The organism is Duganella margarita, assembly GCF_009857535.1.
Classification (GTDB): domain Bacteria; phylum Pseudomonadota; class Gammaproteobacteria; order Burkholderiales; family Burkholderiaceae_D; genus Rugamonas; species Rugamonas margarita.
This window is the reverse complement of record NZ_WWCS01000001.1, coordinates 500,037-513,728: the sequence shown is the minus strand read 5'-3', so window position 1 is coordinate 513,728 and position 13,692 is coordinate 500,037. Positions and strand designations below refer to the sequence as shown.

Annotated in this window: 9 protein-coding genes; 4 read left to right on the top strand and 5 right to left on the bottom strand. The window is 63.1% G+C overall.

Annotated elements, in window-relative coordinates; translation table 11 throughout:
• Positions 1 to 3: 3 nt before the first annotated feature.
• From cpaB to GTP55_RS02340, 4 genes are all read right to left on the bottom strand, one after another.
• Positions 4 to 834, bottom strand: coding sequence for a Flp pilus assembly protein CpaB (gene cpaB / locus GTP55_RS02355; RefSeq protein WP_161043362.1), 831 nt, complete (start codon positions 832 to 834; stop codon positions 4 to 6).
• Positions 831 to 2,201: a DUF8689 domain-containing protein gene (locus GTP55_RS02350; protein ID WP_229257698.1), complete on the bottom strand. Its 1,371-nt coding sequence runs from the start codon at positions 2,199 to 2,201 to the stop codon at positions 831 to 833. Before GTP55_RS02350 ends, cpaB begins: the two co-directional genes overlap by 4 nt.
• 86 nt (positions 2,202 to 2,287) lie before the next feature.
• On the bottom strand, positions 2,288 to 2,818 hold the full coding sequence (locus tag GTP55_RS02345) for an A24 family peptidase (protein WP_161043361.1): 531 nt from the start codon (positions 2,816 to 2,818) through the stop codon (positions 2,288 to 2,290).
• Between the two features lie 58 nt (positions 2,819 to 2,876).
• Positions 2,877 to 3,056, bottom strand: a complete 180-nt coding sequence (locus GTP55_RS02340) for a Flp family type IVb pilin (RefSeq protein ID WP_161043360.1) — start codon at positions 3,054 to 3,056, stop codon at positions 2,877 to 2,879.
• Between the two features lie 253 nt (positions 3,057 to 3,309).
• Between GTP55_RS02340 and GTP55_RS02335 the strand changes: the two genes are divergently transcribed.
• The gene (locus GTP55_RS02335) at positions 3,310 to 4,353 is read left to right on the top strand and encodes a GGDEF domain-containing protein (RefSeq protein ID WP_161043359.1); all 1,044 of its coding nucleotides are present in this window, start codon (positions 3,310 to 3,312) and stop codon (positions 4,351 to 4,353) included.
• Between the two features lie 3 nt (positions 4,354 to 4,356).
• Here the strand turns inward: GTP55_RS02335 and GTP55_RS02330 are convergent, their stop codons facing one another.
• Positions 4,357 to 5,577: an HD-GYP domain-containing protein gene (locus GTP55_RS02330; protein WP_161043358.1), complete on the bottom strand. Its 1,221-nt coding sequence runs from the start codon at positions 5,575 to 5,577 to the stop codon at positions 4,357 to 4,359.
• A gap of 132 nt (positions 5,578 to 5,709) precedes the next feature.
• Here GTP55_RS02330 and GTP55_RS02325 point away from each other — a divergent pair, with 132 nt between their 5' ends.
• From GTP55_RS02325 to icmF, 3 genes are all read left to right on the top strand, one after another.
• The gene (locus GTP55_RS02325) at positions 5,710 to 6,639 is read left to right on the top strand and encodes a LysR substrate-binding domain-containing protein (protein WP_161043357.1); all 930 of its coding nucleotides are present in this window, start codon (positions 5,710 to 5,712) and stop codon (positions 6,637 to 6,639) included.
• A gap of 165 nt (positions 6,640 to 6,804) precedes the next feature.
• Positions 6,805 to 10,323 carry an indolepyruvate ferredoxin oxidoreductase family protein gene (locus tag GTP55_RS02320; protein ID WP_161043356.1) on the top strand — a complete coding sequence of 1,173 codons (3,519 nt, stop codon included), beginning with the start codon at positions 6,805 to 6,807 and terminating at the stop codon, positions 10,321 to 10,323.
• A gap of 50 nt (positions 10,324 to 10,373) precedes the next feature.
• Positions 10,374 to 13,664, top strand: coding sequence for a fused isobutyryl-CoA mutase/GTPase IcmF (gene icmF / locus GTP55_RS02315; RefSeq protein ID WP_161043355.1), 3,291 nt, complete (start codon positions 10,374 to 10,376; stop codon positions 13,662 to 13,664).
• Positions 13,665 to 13,692 lie beyond the last annotated feature (28 nt).

Genomic DNA, 13,692 nt, shown 5'->3' with positions numbered 1-13,692 from the left:
CGCTCACAGGCATTCCTGCGTGCGATGCACGCCCGCGATCACACCGACGCAAGCGCGCGGCGCGGCTGTTGCGACCTGTACCCGCGGCCTGGCCGCCACCGTCACCGGTACCGGTGGCGCGGCGGACGGCGCAGTGGTGGCAGGCTTCTGCATGCCAAGCAGCGTGCCCTTGGTCGCGCCGTCCGTGGTGCCGGGACGCGGATCGACCTGATTGCGCAGCGCCAGCGACAAGGTGCCCACGCTGCGCGCCAGATCCAGGTTCTCTGCCTGCGCCGGTGTCACCTCCAGCGTGACGGCGTTGACCACGCGCGGCTTGGTCTCGTCGCGTCCCACTTCCTGCGCCACGGCCAGCACCAGGATCCGCTCCAGCACAATCTTGGAGATGGCGCTGTCATTGGCCTGCGTGTTGACGATGATGTCGACAAAATTGCCCGGCAAGGCAAAACCGGCCACGCCCACCACATCGTTGACCCGCACGGTGATGGCGCGCTTGCCTTCGGCGATCAGCGCCGACAGGCCGCCCAGCGTGCCGGCCGGCGCCAGCTTGGCTTCACTCAAAGGCTCGTCGCGCAGCACACTGTTTTTCAGCACTCGGCCAACCAGCTTGCTGCCGTCGCGCAGCGCACCGCGTGGCAGTGCGTCGGCCGGCCAGTCGATCTGCTTCAGCATCTCCGGCGTCAGGCGCTGGCCGAGATTGACGTCCTGCGCCGCCACCACGATCTTGTTCGAGCCGCCCGGCGTCTGCCGCAGCAGCCAGCGCGAGGCCAGCGCTACCGCCGCCAGCCCGAACACGACGGCCAACGCCATCATCAGCAGTGCGCGCCGGTTCTTCATGCTATCCGCATCCCGACGTCATCGTCCGCCGCGCGCATGGCGGTGGCGCCGCTACCGCCGGCGAACATGCTGATCCAGGCCTGGTCCAGCGTGGCGATGGAAATGCGCGCCGACTCGCCCATGTAGCCAGCGAAATCCGCCACCCGGCCGATGATCTCGCGCGGATAGCAGGCCAGCAGCGGCAGGCCGCAGCCGGCGTGCAATTCATCCAGCAGATAGCGCAGGCCCGCCTCGTCGTACACCACGCCCATGGCCAGGCACTGCTGGCGGAACAGCGTGCGGTAATTGGCCGCGCTCAGCGCCTCCACCGGAATCTTGTAGCCGACGCGGCGCAGCGCCGGCTCGTCCAGCAACGCCGACGGCGGCAGGCTGGTGGCGAACACCAGCCGCAGACGGCACGGCACCTGGAAGTGATAGCCGCCGGCCAGCGACAGCACGCCATGTTCGGCCTCCTGCGCCTGCGCGAAGCGGTTCAGCAGCTCGGCCGCCGGCAGGCGCTGGCGCCCCAGGTCATCGACGATCAGCAATCCGTTGTTGGCCTTCAGCTGCGGCGGCGCGCGGTAGCAGCCGTTGGCCGCATCCGGCTGCAGGTCCAGCATCTCGGCGTCCAGCGCGCCATCCAGCACCACCACGGGACGCTGGCACAGCACCCAGCGTGCATCACTGCTGCGACGTTCGGGCGTCTGCCGCATCTGGCGCGCCAGCGGTGCGCGGTGCACCGCTGCGTCGTACACCTGCACGATGTCCTGCCCCACCACCAGCGCGTGCGGCACCGCCACCAGCCCTTGCTGCAAGGCGCCAAGGCGGCGCGCCAGCGTCGACTTGCCGCTGCCGGAAGGGCCGTACAACAGCACGCTGCGGCCCGCATGCATGGCCGCGCCCAGCATGCGCTGGACCGCCGGTTTCAAAAAGTCGTCGGCAAATTCGGCCGCCAGTTCATCGGCGCACGGCTGCGGCAGCTGCCTGGCCTGGCGTTCGACCATGGCGCGGTAGGCCTCCAGCGTGACCGGCGCCGGCCCGGCGTAGGGACTGCGCTCCAGCCACGTGGCGGCGCGCTGCTTGCCGGCGCCGGTCAGCTGGTATTGCACGTCGAGGTCCGACTCGCCGCGCCACGCCACTTCCGCCACGTGTTCGGCCACCATGAAATCCAGCACTTCGCGCAGCACATTGATCGACAGGTGCAGCCTGGTGGTCAGCACCGGCAGGTGGCTTTTGCCGCCCTGGTACAGCGCCTTGGCGATCAGCTCCACGATCAGCTGCTGCGTCAGGCCCGTATCGCGCACCGATTTCGGCGGCGACGGCAGCAGTGCGTCCGGCTCGGCATCGAGCAGCTGGGTGTAGGGGGATGGGGGTTCCAGGGCAAGCATCGTTATCTCCACAAGGCACTAATTTCGGCATGGAATTAAGTCTATCCAGCCCTGCGCTTCGGACATTGACGTGCAGCAAGCCCTGTTCAGTGATGGGTCCAGGCCAGCATGCCGGCCGTGCCGAGCGCAATCGCGACGCCGTACGGAATGCCACCGACGCTGGCGGTGGGCGCCAAGGGCACCGGCTGCAGCGGCACGCCGAGCAGGCGCAACAGCAACGGCTTGCAGATCTGCCACAGATTACGGGCGCTGTCGCGCCAGCGGCCGCTGGCCAGCAACAGCACCAGCGCCATCACGCCGCCGATCAGGTAGGACAGCACGGCGATGTGCAGCGCCAGCCACGGCCCGGTGAAACCGCCCACCATTGCCATCAGCTTGACGTCGCCGGCCGCCATGCCGCGCAGCAGGTAGAGCGGCAGGAATAAAAAAAAACCGGCGAGGATGCCGGCCAGCCATTGCGACAGCGGCGCCCATGGCGGCCCGCCCAGCAGGTGCAACAGCAGCGCCAGCAGCAGACCGCTCAGCACCAGCACGTTGGGAATCTTGCGCATGGCCAGATCGGTCAGCGCCGCCTGCGTCACCAGGCAGATCAGGATGACTTCAACTGCGTTCAGCATGAGATTTCTCCAAGGAAAGACTTTCCGGCCTGGCTGCTGCCGGAAAGCCTGCTACTGCTTACGGCGACTTGATCTTGTTACCGATGGCCTGGAACGCATCGCTCAGCGCCGGCGTCAGGAAACCGAACGCGGCGACCACGGCGGCCACCATGGTCGCCGCGATCAAGCCGTATTCAATTGCCGTGATACCGTCCTCGTCGCGCGCAAACTCTTTTGCAACTGCAATCAGCGAGTTCATGTCGTACTCCTGGGTTGGTTGATGAAAGCCTCTGGCGCGGTGTGCTGTGCCATTGCGTTCCACTATACGGACCACAAATTTATAAGAGTTGACACTACGCAAGTTTTCCATGCGGAATCTTTTTTAGTCTATGATGAAGTCAATTGTCGGAAAAAGGTCTCATTCTTCATTTATGTAGGTTTTTTTTAGCACACAAGAATTGCCTTGATTGCAAAAAGCTATTATGCTGACCAGCTGTTTTTTGGAAAGGCAAATGGATTCCCTACTGAAACACATGGTGGACATGACCGGTCACCGCGATCACACGATGCTCGACATCTCGGTGATTTCGGCGGTACAGGAGCTTGCTCACGCCACCCAAGTCCGTGTGTTGACGCTGGCCACGGTTAGGGGGAAGGTATTTGTCCGACCACGCGCCATCATCAGCGCAGGCGGAGCTGCGCGCATGGTCGATACCTCGGACCAGCAGCATCCGGGCGATCCGATCGACCGCTTCCCGGCGCTGGCGCAATGCATCGCGCGCCACGAATCGGGCGCCGACATCGCCAACGAAGCCGACGAGCACACGCTGTGGCTGCCGATCTGGCTGGGCGACAAAGCCGACACCTGCCTGGAAATCGTCAACCCGACGCCGTACACCAAGGAAACCATCCACGTCATTGGCGGCATCGTCAGTGTCTACCGCAATTTCCAGAACCTGCTCGACTATAGCGAACGCGATTCGCTGACCGGCTTGCTCAATCGCAAGACCTTCGACGACCAGCTATCCAAGATGCTGGCCGCCAGCACCGAGCAGGACGCGCTGACGCTGCCGGGCGAGCCGGAGCGCCGCATCCACCGCCAGGAAGAAAAGCAATGGCTGGCGGTGGTGGATGTTGACCATTTCAAGCATGTAAACGACCGTTTCGGCCATTTGTACGGCGATGAAGTGCTGATCCTGATCGCCAACCTGCTGACCTCGTCATTCCGCGCGCAAGACCGGGTGTTCCGTTTCGGCGGCGAAGAATTTGTCGTGCTGCTGCGCTCGGCCACGCTGGACGACGCCAAGAAAATCATCGAACGCTTCCGCATGAACGTAGCCGGGCATGACTTCCCGCAAGTAGGCAAGGTGACGGTGAGTGTGGGCTTTGTCAGCATCAGCGCGCTGGAAGCGCCGGTGATCATTCTCGGCCATGCCGACCAGGCGCTGTACTACGCCAAGAGCCACGGTCGCAACCTGGTCTGCCACTACGACGAGCTGGTCAGCGGCGGCCTATTGCAGACCATCGAGTCCAACGATACGGCGGAATTTTTCTAAGGCTTAAGCCACACTGAGGAAGCGCATCGGGTCCACGTTCCACTTGGCCGGCGATTCGTGGCCGACGATTTTGTCACCGCCGCCAAAGCCCAGTCCACGCGACAAATCCACGGTTTCCGGCTTGATGTAGACATTCTTCTTGGTGTGGAAGAACACGTTGACCTTGGGCGCCAGCAGATTGGTCTCATGCGGCTCGACCACCACCCCCAGGCGTCCCGACTCCAGTAGCACCATGGTGCCCACCGGATAAATTCCGACGCAGCGCATGAATTCCTGCGCATAGCCGGGGTTGAAGTGGAACTTGCTCCACTCGTAAATCTTGCGCAACGCCGCCGCCGCCGACATGCCCTTGTGATAGCAGCGATCGGCCGTAATGGCGTCGTACACGTCGACAATGGCGGCCATCTGCGCCAATTCGCTGATTTCGCCCTCGGCCTGCTTGCCAGGGTAGCCGCTGCCGTCGCGCCGCTCGTGGTGGTGCAGCGTGATATCCAGCGGAATCGGGCCGATCTCCGGCGTTTGCTTCAGGATCTTGTAGCCATCTTCTGGATGCTTCTTGATGATGGCGAATTCCTCGTCGGTCAGCGGCCCCGGTTTATTGAGAATGGCGTCCGGCACCAGCGCCTTGCCGGTATCATGCAACAACCCGCCCAGGCCGGCCTGATGGGTAACATCGGCCGCAATATTGCGCGAGCGGCAGAACGCCACCAGCAGCGTGCATACGCTGACCGAATGCAAAAAGGTGTAATCGTCCTTGTTCTTGATCCGCAGCAGCCCGACCAGCGCGCCGGGATTGCGCAGGATCGACTCGGTGATGTTCTGCACCACCGGCTGCACCTGGTCCAGCTCGATCGCCTTGCCGAGACGGGCGTCCTGCATCACCGAACGCACCAGCGTTGACGCCTGGTGGCGGATCTGCACCGCCCGCTGCATCTCCTCGCCCAGCGACACCCGGGTCTGCACCGGCGCCTTGGCGACGATTTCAACGATTTCGCGTTCGGTGGCGGCTTGCGCTTCGGCCAGCGACGGCGCATCCTGCACATCCAGGCCCTTGGCACTGTCTATGACAACGTCGTGGATGCCGGCATTGAGGATCTTGCGGATTTCATCGTGGGTGGTAATCAGAAAGCGGTTGCGCACGAACGGATGGGTCATCCAGTCGCAGCTCAGGTCATGAATATACATGCCCACTTTCAGCTGAGAAGAATCGACTTTCTTTAACATGCGTATACCCGTCAGAATAGGGGCTGAATGACGACCCACGATGCAAGCAGTATAACAAACTGTGTTTCCTGCGGGGATCAAATTTACAACTACAACTACTTTTGAGCAAGTCTCTCACCTTTACTTATTGGTATGGAATTACGTCAGCTGCGCTATTTTGTTGCCATCGTCGACCACGGATCGTTGTCCCGGGCGGCGCTGATCCTGCACGTCGCCCAGCCCGCGCTGACCCAGCAGTTACGCCAGCTGGAAGAGGACCTGGGGGTGCAATTGCTGCACCGTTCCGCCCAAGGGGTGCTCAGCACCGATGCCGGCAAGGTGTTCTACGAGCACGCCCAGGCCATCCTCAAGCAGGTGGCAGACGCCCGTTCCGCCGTGGCGCAATCGGCCGAGCGGCCCAGCGGCGCCGTCACGCTGGGCCTGCCGCACAGCATCTCCGGTGCGCTGGCGCTGCCGCTGCTGACCGCCACCCGTGCCCAGTACCCGGAAATCACGCTGCAACTGACCGAAGAGCTGACCGGCAACCTGGGCGACCAGCTCAAATCCGGCCGCCTCAACCTGGCCGTGCTGTTTGACGATGGCCAGCTCGGCCAGTTCGCCACCACGCCGCTGGCGGAGGAAGAACTGCGCTTCATCTGCCGCACCGACCGGCCGTACGGCGAAGGTGAGCAATCACTTACATTGCGACAGGCGCTGGCCACCACGCTGATCCTGCCGGGCTTGCAACATGGCGTGCGGCCGCGCATCGAGAGCGTGGCGCGCGCCGCGGGCCTGACGGTTGGCGACGTGATCGAAATCAATTCCATCGCCATCCTCAAATCCGCCTTGCTGGCGGACATGGGGGCGACGCTGCTGCCATCGGCGCCTGTCCTGGACGAACTGCAACGCGGCACTTTACGCGCGCAACGCATCGACCAACCATCAATTTCCCGCACCGTCGTACTGTGTTATTCCCGCAACATCCCACTGACCAATGCGGCCACCGCCATCAGCCGATTGGTGCGCCAGGTCAGCGAAAAGCTGTGCGTGGAGGGGCTATGGCCCGGAGCCACACCCCTATAAGTTATTCTTATACCCCCATCGGCAAACGGTATTTCCGTATACGTCAACGCGCGCCCATACTGGGACCAAGCCGCTAACAATGCGGCACCATGGCTTGTGCCTGGCCCGCTTACCCGGCGTCCTCCAGTCCAAGCGCGATCTGATACCAAAAACGGAGACACCACCATGCCAGACGGCGCCAGCACCCTCACGTCCGTGAGCCTCGACGACAAGTACACTTCCACCAACGGCAAAATCTTCCTGTCCGGCATCCAGGCGCTGGTGCGCCTGCCGATGATCCAGCATGCGCGCGACAAGACCGCCGGGCTGAACACCGCCGGCTTCATCTCCGGCTACCGCGGCTCGCCGCTGGGCGGTCTGGACGAAAACCTGTGGAAGGCCAAGCCGCATCTGGAAGCGCACAACGTGCAGTTCGTGCCCGGCGTTAACGAGGATCTGGCCGCGACCGCCGTTTGGGGCTCGCAGCAGGTCGACCTGATTGGCGAATCGAAATACGACGGCGTGTTCGCCATGTGGTACGGCAAAGGGCCGGGCGTGGACCGCTGCGGCGACGTCTTCAAGCACATGAACCACGCCGGCACCGCCAGGCACGGCGGCGTGCTGCTGGTGGCGGGTGACGACCACGGCGCGTATTCGTCCACGCTGCCACACCAGTCCGACCACATCTTCTCGGCCTGCATGGTGCCGGTGCTCTACCCTTGCAACGTGCAGGAGTATCTGGACCTCGGCATCCATGGCTGGGCCATGTCGCGCTTCTCCGGCTGCGCGGTGGCCTTCAAGGCGCTGGCCGACACGGTGGAATCGTCCGCCTCGATCGACGCCGATCCATTCCGCGTCGAGACCAGGATGCCGAAGGACTTCGTCATGCCGGCCGGCGGCCTGAATGCCCGCCTGTCGTCCGTGCCACTGGGCCAGCAGGCGCGCAATCAGGAAGCGCTGATGCAGGACTACAAAATCTACGCCGCGCTGGCCTATGCGCGCGAGAACAAACTGAATCACACCACCATCGATTCACCAGACGCCAAGCTGGGTATCATCGCCTCCGGCAAATCCTATCTGGATGTGCTGGAAGCGCTGGAAGAACTGGGCATCGATGAAGCCATGGCCGCCAAGGTCGGCCTGCGCCTGTTCAAGGTCGCCATGCCATGGCCGCTGGAACCGGACAGCGTGCGCGAGTTCGCGCAGGGCCTAGACGAAATCCTGGTGGTCGAAGAGAAGCGCCAGTTCGTCGAATACCAGTTGAAGGAACAGCTGTACAACTGGCGCGACGACGTGCGGCCGCGCGTGGTCGGCAAATTCGACGACAAGGGCGAATGGGTCGCGCCGCGCGGCGAATGGCTGCTGCCGCCGAAGGCCGACTTCTCGGTGTCGCAAGTGGCGCGCGTGATCGCCAGCCGCGTGGCGCGTTACATCAGCGACGCCAATATCCACGACCAGATCAAGGCGCGCCTGACCTTCCTCGACGCCAAGGACGCGGTGCTGAAGAAGGCCATCAACACGCCATTCCGCCCGGCCTTCTACTGCTCCGGATGCCCGCACAACACCTCGACCAAGGTGCCGGATGGTTCGTTCGCGCTGGCCGGCATCGGCTGCCACGTGATGGCCACTTCGATCTACCCGGAATTCAACAAGCTGACCACGCACATGGGCGGCGAAGGCGCGCCTTGGATCGGCCAGGCCGCGTTCTCCAAGATTCCGCACGTGTTCCAGAATCTCGGCGACGGCACCTACTTCCACTCCGGCTACCTGGCGATTCGCGCGGCGGTGGCGGCCAAGGTCAACATGACCTATAAGATTTTGTATAACGACGCCGTCGCCATGACCGGCGGCCAGCCGGTGGACGGCCAGACCTCGGTGCCGATGATTGCGCAGCAGATGGCGGCCGAAGGCGTCAAACGCATCGCGCTGGTGACGGAAGACCTGTCGCGCTACAGCGACCGTTCGGCGCTGCCGTCCAATGTATCGCTGCACGACCGCAAGGATATGGACGCGGTGCAGCGCGAACTGCGCGAAGTGGCCGGCGTGTCGGTGTTGATCTACGACCAGACCTGCGCTGCTGAAAAGCGCCGCCGCCGCAAAACCGGCGCTTATCCGGACATCGCCAAGCGCATGGTGATTAACGAAGCGGTGTGCGAAGGCTGCGGCGACTGCGGTATTCAATCCAACTGCGTCTCTATCCTGCCGAAGGAAACGGAATTCGGCCGCAAGCGCACCATCGACCAGTCGTCCTGCAACAAGGACTACTCGTGCGTGAAGGGTTTCTGCCCGAGCTTCGTTACGGTGGAAGGCGGCGCGCTGAAGAAATCCAAAGCCGGCGCTACGTCCAGCGATGACGGCTGGGATGAACTGCCAGCGCCAACGCTGCCGGACTGCGAACACCCGTACAACATCCTGATCAACGGCATCGGCGGAACCGGCGTGATCACCGTCGGCGCGCTGATGGGCATGGCCGCGCACATCGAAGGCAAAGGCGCCTCGGTGCTGGACATGACCGGCATGTCGCAGAAAAACGGCTCGGTCACCTCGCACGTGAAGATCGCGCGCACGCCGTCGCACCTGCGCGCGCAGCGCATCGCCACCGGCGAAGCCGACGTAGTCCTCGGCTGCGACATGCTGACCGCCGGCGCCGCCGATGCGGTCTCGAAGATGCGTCCCGGACGCACGCTGGCCATCGTCAACCTGCACGAACAGCCGCCCGGCACCTTCGCGCAGAACGCCGACTGGGAATATCCCGCCGCCGAGGTGCGCGCATTGATCGAGGAATCGGTCGGTGAAGGCGCCGCCGATTTCATCGACGCCACCAAGCTCGCCACCGCGTTGATGGGCGACTCGATTGCCGCCAACCTGTTCATGCTGGGCTACGCCTGGCAACGCGGCCGCATCCCGCTGAAAGAAGAATCGCTGCTGCGCGCGATTGAGCTGAATGGCGTGGCGGTAGCGTCGAACAAGAAGAGCCTTCTGTGGGGTCGACGCGCCGCCGTGGACCTGAAACGCGTCGAACGCACCGCCACGCCGTCGCAGCCTATCGTGCTGCAAATGCCACAAAGCCTGGACAGCATCATCGCCAAGCGCATGGAGTTCCTCACCGCGTACCAGAACGCCGCCTACGCCAGCACCTATTCGGAGCTGGTGGCGCAGGTGCGCGCAAAAGAGACCGCGCTCGGCCTCGGCAACAAGCTGTCCAGCGCCGTCGCCAAGTCCTACTTCAAGCTGATGGCCTATAAGGACGAATACGAAGTGGCGCGCCTGTACACCGATGGCCGCTTTGTCGAACAACTGCAGCAGCAGTTCGAGGGCAATTTCAGCGTCAAGTTCAACCTGGCGCCGCCGCTGTTGGCGAAGAAGGACGCCAAGGGCCATCTGGTGAAGGCGGAATTTGGTTCGTGGATGTGGAGCGCTTTCAAGATGCTGGCCAAATTCAAAGGCCTGCGCGGGGGCGCCTTCGACATCTTCGGCTACACCGAAGAACGCAGGATGGAGCGTGCGCTGATCGGCGAATATCGCGACATGGTGACGGCGTTGATCGGCCAACTGAACGCGGACAACCACCCGACGGCGGTCGAACTGGCAGCGCTGCCGGAAAAAGTGCGCGGCTTCGGCCATGTGAAGGAGGCTGCGGTCGCCACCTTCCGTACCGAGAAGGCCCGCCTGTTGACACAATTCAGCCATCAACGAGCAGCTTGACGTTAACGTAAACGTCATATAATCGATAAAAAATATTATTAGGGACACCAATGAACGATCTCTCGACTCCGAAACTCGCGGCCGTCGCGGACGAGCCGCGTGTGCAGAACAAAGTTCGCTTCGTCACCGCCGCCTCGCTGTTCGACGGCCACGATGCTTCGATCAACATCATGCGCCGCATCCTGCAATCGAACGGCGTAGAAGTCGTCCACCTCGGCCATAACCGCTCGGTGGACGAAGTGGTCACCGCCGCGCTGGCGGAAGACGTGCAAGGCATCGCCATCTCCAGCTACCAGGGCGGCCACGTCGAATACTTCAAATACATGATCGACCTGCTGCGCCAGCGCGGCGGCGCGCACATCAAGGTATTCGGCGGCGGCGGCGGCGTCATCGTTCCGAGCGAGATCGAAGAGCTGCACGCGTATGGCGTTACCAAAATCTTCAGCCCCGAAGACGGCCAGCGCATGGGCCTCGTCGGCATGATCCAGTGGATGGTGCAGCAGTGCGACATCGATCTGTCGCAATACTCCCCTACCTCGCTGGCGCCGCTGCGTGAAGGCGCGGACGTCGCCGGCCGTCACCGCCCGCTGGCGCAGCTGATCACCGCACTCGAAAACGAAAAAGCCGCGCCAGCGCTGCGCGCCGAACTGCTGGCCGCTGCCGCAGACCTGCCGGTGCCGACGCTCGGCATCACCGGCACCGGCGGCGCCGGTAAATCCTCGCTGACCGATGAACTGATACGCCGCATCCGCCTCGACCAGGGCGATATGCTGAACATCGCCGTCATCTCCATCGATCCATCGCGCCGCAAATCCGGCGGTGCGCTGCTGGGCGACCGCATCCGCATGAACGCCATCAATCCGTGGGCCGGCCAGTCGCATGTATTCATGCGGTCCCTTGCCACGCGCGAAGCCGGCTCCGAGATTTCGCAAGCGCTGCCCGACGTCATCGCCGCCTGCAAGGTCGCCGGCTTCGATCTGGTGATCGTCGAAACCTCCGGCATCGGCCAGGGCGACGCCGCCATCGTGCCACATGTGGACGTGTCGATGTACGTGATGACGCCGGAATTCGGCGCCGCCTCGCAGCTGGAAAAAATCGACATGCTCGATTTCGCCGACTTCATCGCCATCAACAAGTTTGACCGCAAAGGCGCGCAGGACGCGCTGCGCGACGTCGCCAAGCAGTACCAGCGCAACCGCGAACTGTGGAGCAAGCGTCCCGAAGAAATGCCGGTCTACGGCACGCAAGCTTCGCGCTTCAACGACGACGGCGTCACCGCGCTGTATCAAGGCCTGCTGCCCAAGCTGGCGCAATTCGGTCTGAAGGCGCAGGCAGGCAAGCTGCTGGCGATGGACGTGCGTCATTCCAGCGGCAAGCACGTGATCGTGCCGCCGGCCCGCGCGCGCTACCTGGCGGAGATTGCCGACACCGTGCGCGGCTACCATCGCTTCACGCGCAAGCAGGTCACGCTGGCGCGCGAACGCCAGCAGCTCAGCGAATCGAAACGCATGCTGGCCATCGCCCACAAATCGGCCGACTTTGACGACCTGATCGCCGAACGCGATGCCGAGATGGACGGCGGCGCGAAAAAGCTGCTGGCGCAATGGCCCGACATGCAAGCCGCCTACGCCGGCGACGACTACGTGGTGAAGATCCGCGACAAGGAAATCCGCACTCGCCTCGTGCAGCACACGCTGTCCGGCACGCGCATCCGCAAGGTCGCGCTGCCGCGCTACGAAGACCACGGCGAAATCCTGCGCTTCCTGATGCTGGAAAACGTACCCGGCTCCTTCCCCTTCACCGCCGGCGTGTTCGCCTTCAAACGCGAAGGTGAAGATCCAACCCGTATGTTCGCCGGTGAGGGCGACGCCTTCCGCACCAACCGCCGCTTCAAGCTGGTCTCCACTGGCATGGACGCCAAGCGCCTGTCGACCGCGTTCGATTCGGTCACTTTGTACGGCGCCGATCCCGCACTGCGGCCGGACATCTACGGCAAAGTCGGCAACTCCGGCGTGTCGATCGCCACCCTGGACGACATGAAGGTACTGTACGACGGATTCAACCTGTGCAGCCCAAGCACCTCGGTGTCGATGACCATCAACGGCCCGGCGCCGACGATCCTGGCGATGTTCATGAACACCGCCATCGACCAGCAGATCGACAAATTCGTCGAAGAGAACAAACGCCAGCCGAGCGCCGACGAAGCGGCCAAGATCAAGGAATGGGTGCTGCAAAACGTGCGCGGCACCGTGCAGGCGGACATCCTCAAGGAAGACCAGGGCCAGAACACCTGCATCTTCTCAACCGAGTTCTCGTTGAAGGTGATGGGGGACATCCAGGAATACTTCGTCCACCACCAGGTGCGCAACTTCTACTCGGTGTCGATCTCCGGCTACCACATCGCCGAAGCAGGCGCGAACCCGATCTCGCAACTGGCGTTCACGCTGTCGAACGGCTTCACGTTTGTGGAAGCCTATCTGGCGCGCGGCATGCACATCGACGACTTCGCACCCAACCTGTCGTTCTTCTTCTCCAACGGCATGGACCCGGAATACACGGTGCTCGGCCGCGTCGCCCGCCGTATCTGGGCGGTGGCGATGCGCGACAAATACGGCGCCAACGACCGCTCCCAAAAACTCAAGTACCACGTGCAGACCTCCGGCCGTTCGCTGCACGCGCAGGAGATCGACTTCAACGACATCCGCACCACGCTGCAGGCGCTGATCGCCATCTATGACAACTGCAACTCGCTGCACACCAACGCCTACGATGAAGCCATCACCACGCCGACCGACGAATCGGTGCGCAGGGCATTGGCAATTCAATTGATCATCAACCGCGAATGGGGCCTGGCCAAGAACGAGAATCCGAACCAGGGCTCATTCATCATGGACGAACTGACCGACATGGTGGAAGAAGCGGTGCTGCAGGAATTCGAGCGCATCGCCGAACGTGGCGGCGTGCTGGGTGCGATGGAAACCGGCTACCAGCGCGGCAAGATCCAGGAAGAGTCGATGCTGTACGAGCACCAGAAGCACGACGGCACGCTGCCCATCATCGGCGTCAACACCTTCCGCAATCCGAAGAGCGTTGAAGCGCCGGTGCAGATCGAACTGGCCCGCTCCACCGACGACGAAAAGCAATCGCAGCTCAAGCGTCTGGAAGACTTCCACACACGCCACGCCGGCGAAGCGCCGCAAGCGCTGGCCGCGTTACAGCAAGCCGCCATCGACAATGCCAACGTGTTCGACAAGCTGATGGACGCCGTGCGCGTCTGCTCCCTCGGCCAGATCACCACCGCGCTGTTTGAAGTCGGCGGCCAGTACCGCCGCAATATGTAATCCGAGGTGAAGACGGCCCGGCGCATTG

What these genes read in the sequence shown, in the direction of transcription:
- cpaB (WP_161043362.1), bottom strand. Translation starts at nt 834, where the DNA reads ATGAAGAACCGGCGCGCACTGCTGATGATGGCGTTGGCCGTCGTGTTC.
- GTP55_RS02350 (WP_229257698.1), bottom strand. Translation starts at nt 2,201, where the DNA reads ATGCTTGCCCTGGAACCCCCATCCCCCTACACCCAGCTGCTCGATGCC.
- GTP55_RS02345 (WP_161043361.1), bottom strand. Translation starts at nt 2,818, where the DNA reads ATGCTGAACGCAGTTGAAGTCATCCTGATCTGCCTGGTGACGCAGGCG.
- GTP55_RS02340 (WP_161043360.1), bottom strand. Translation starts at nt 3,056, where the DNA reads ATGAACTCGCTGATTGCAGTTGCAAAAGAGTTTGCGCGCGACGAGGAC.
- GTP55_RS02335 (WP_161043359.1), top strand. Translation starts at nt 3,310, where the DNA reads ATGGATTCCCTACTGAAACACATGGTGGACATGACCGGTCACCGCGAT.
- GTP55_RS02330 (WP_161043358.1), bottom strand. Translation starts at nt 5,577, where the DNA reads ATGTTAAAGAAAGTCGATTCTTCTCAGCTGAAAGTGGGCATGTATATT.
- GTP55_RS02325 (WP_161043357.1), top strand. Translation starts at nt 5,710, where the DNA reads ATGGAATTACGTCAGCTGCGCTATTTTGTTGCCATCGTCGACCACGGA.
- GTP55_RS02320 (WP_161043356.1), top strand. Translation starts at nt 6,805, where the DNA reads ATGCCAGACGGCGCCAGCACCCTCACGTCCGTGAGCCTCGACGACAAG.
- icmF (WP_161043355.1), top strand. Translation starts at nt 10,374, where the DNA reads ATGAACGATCTCTCGACTCCGAAACTCGCGGCCGTCGCGGACGAGCCG.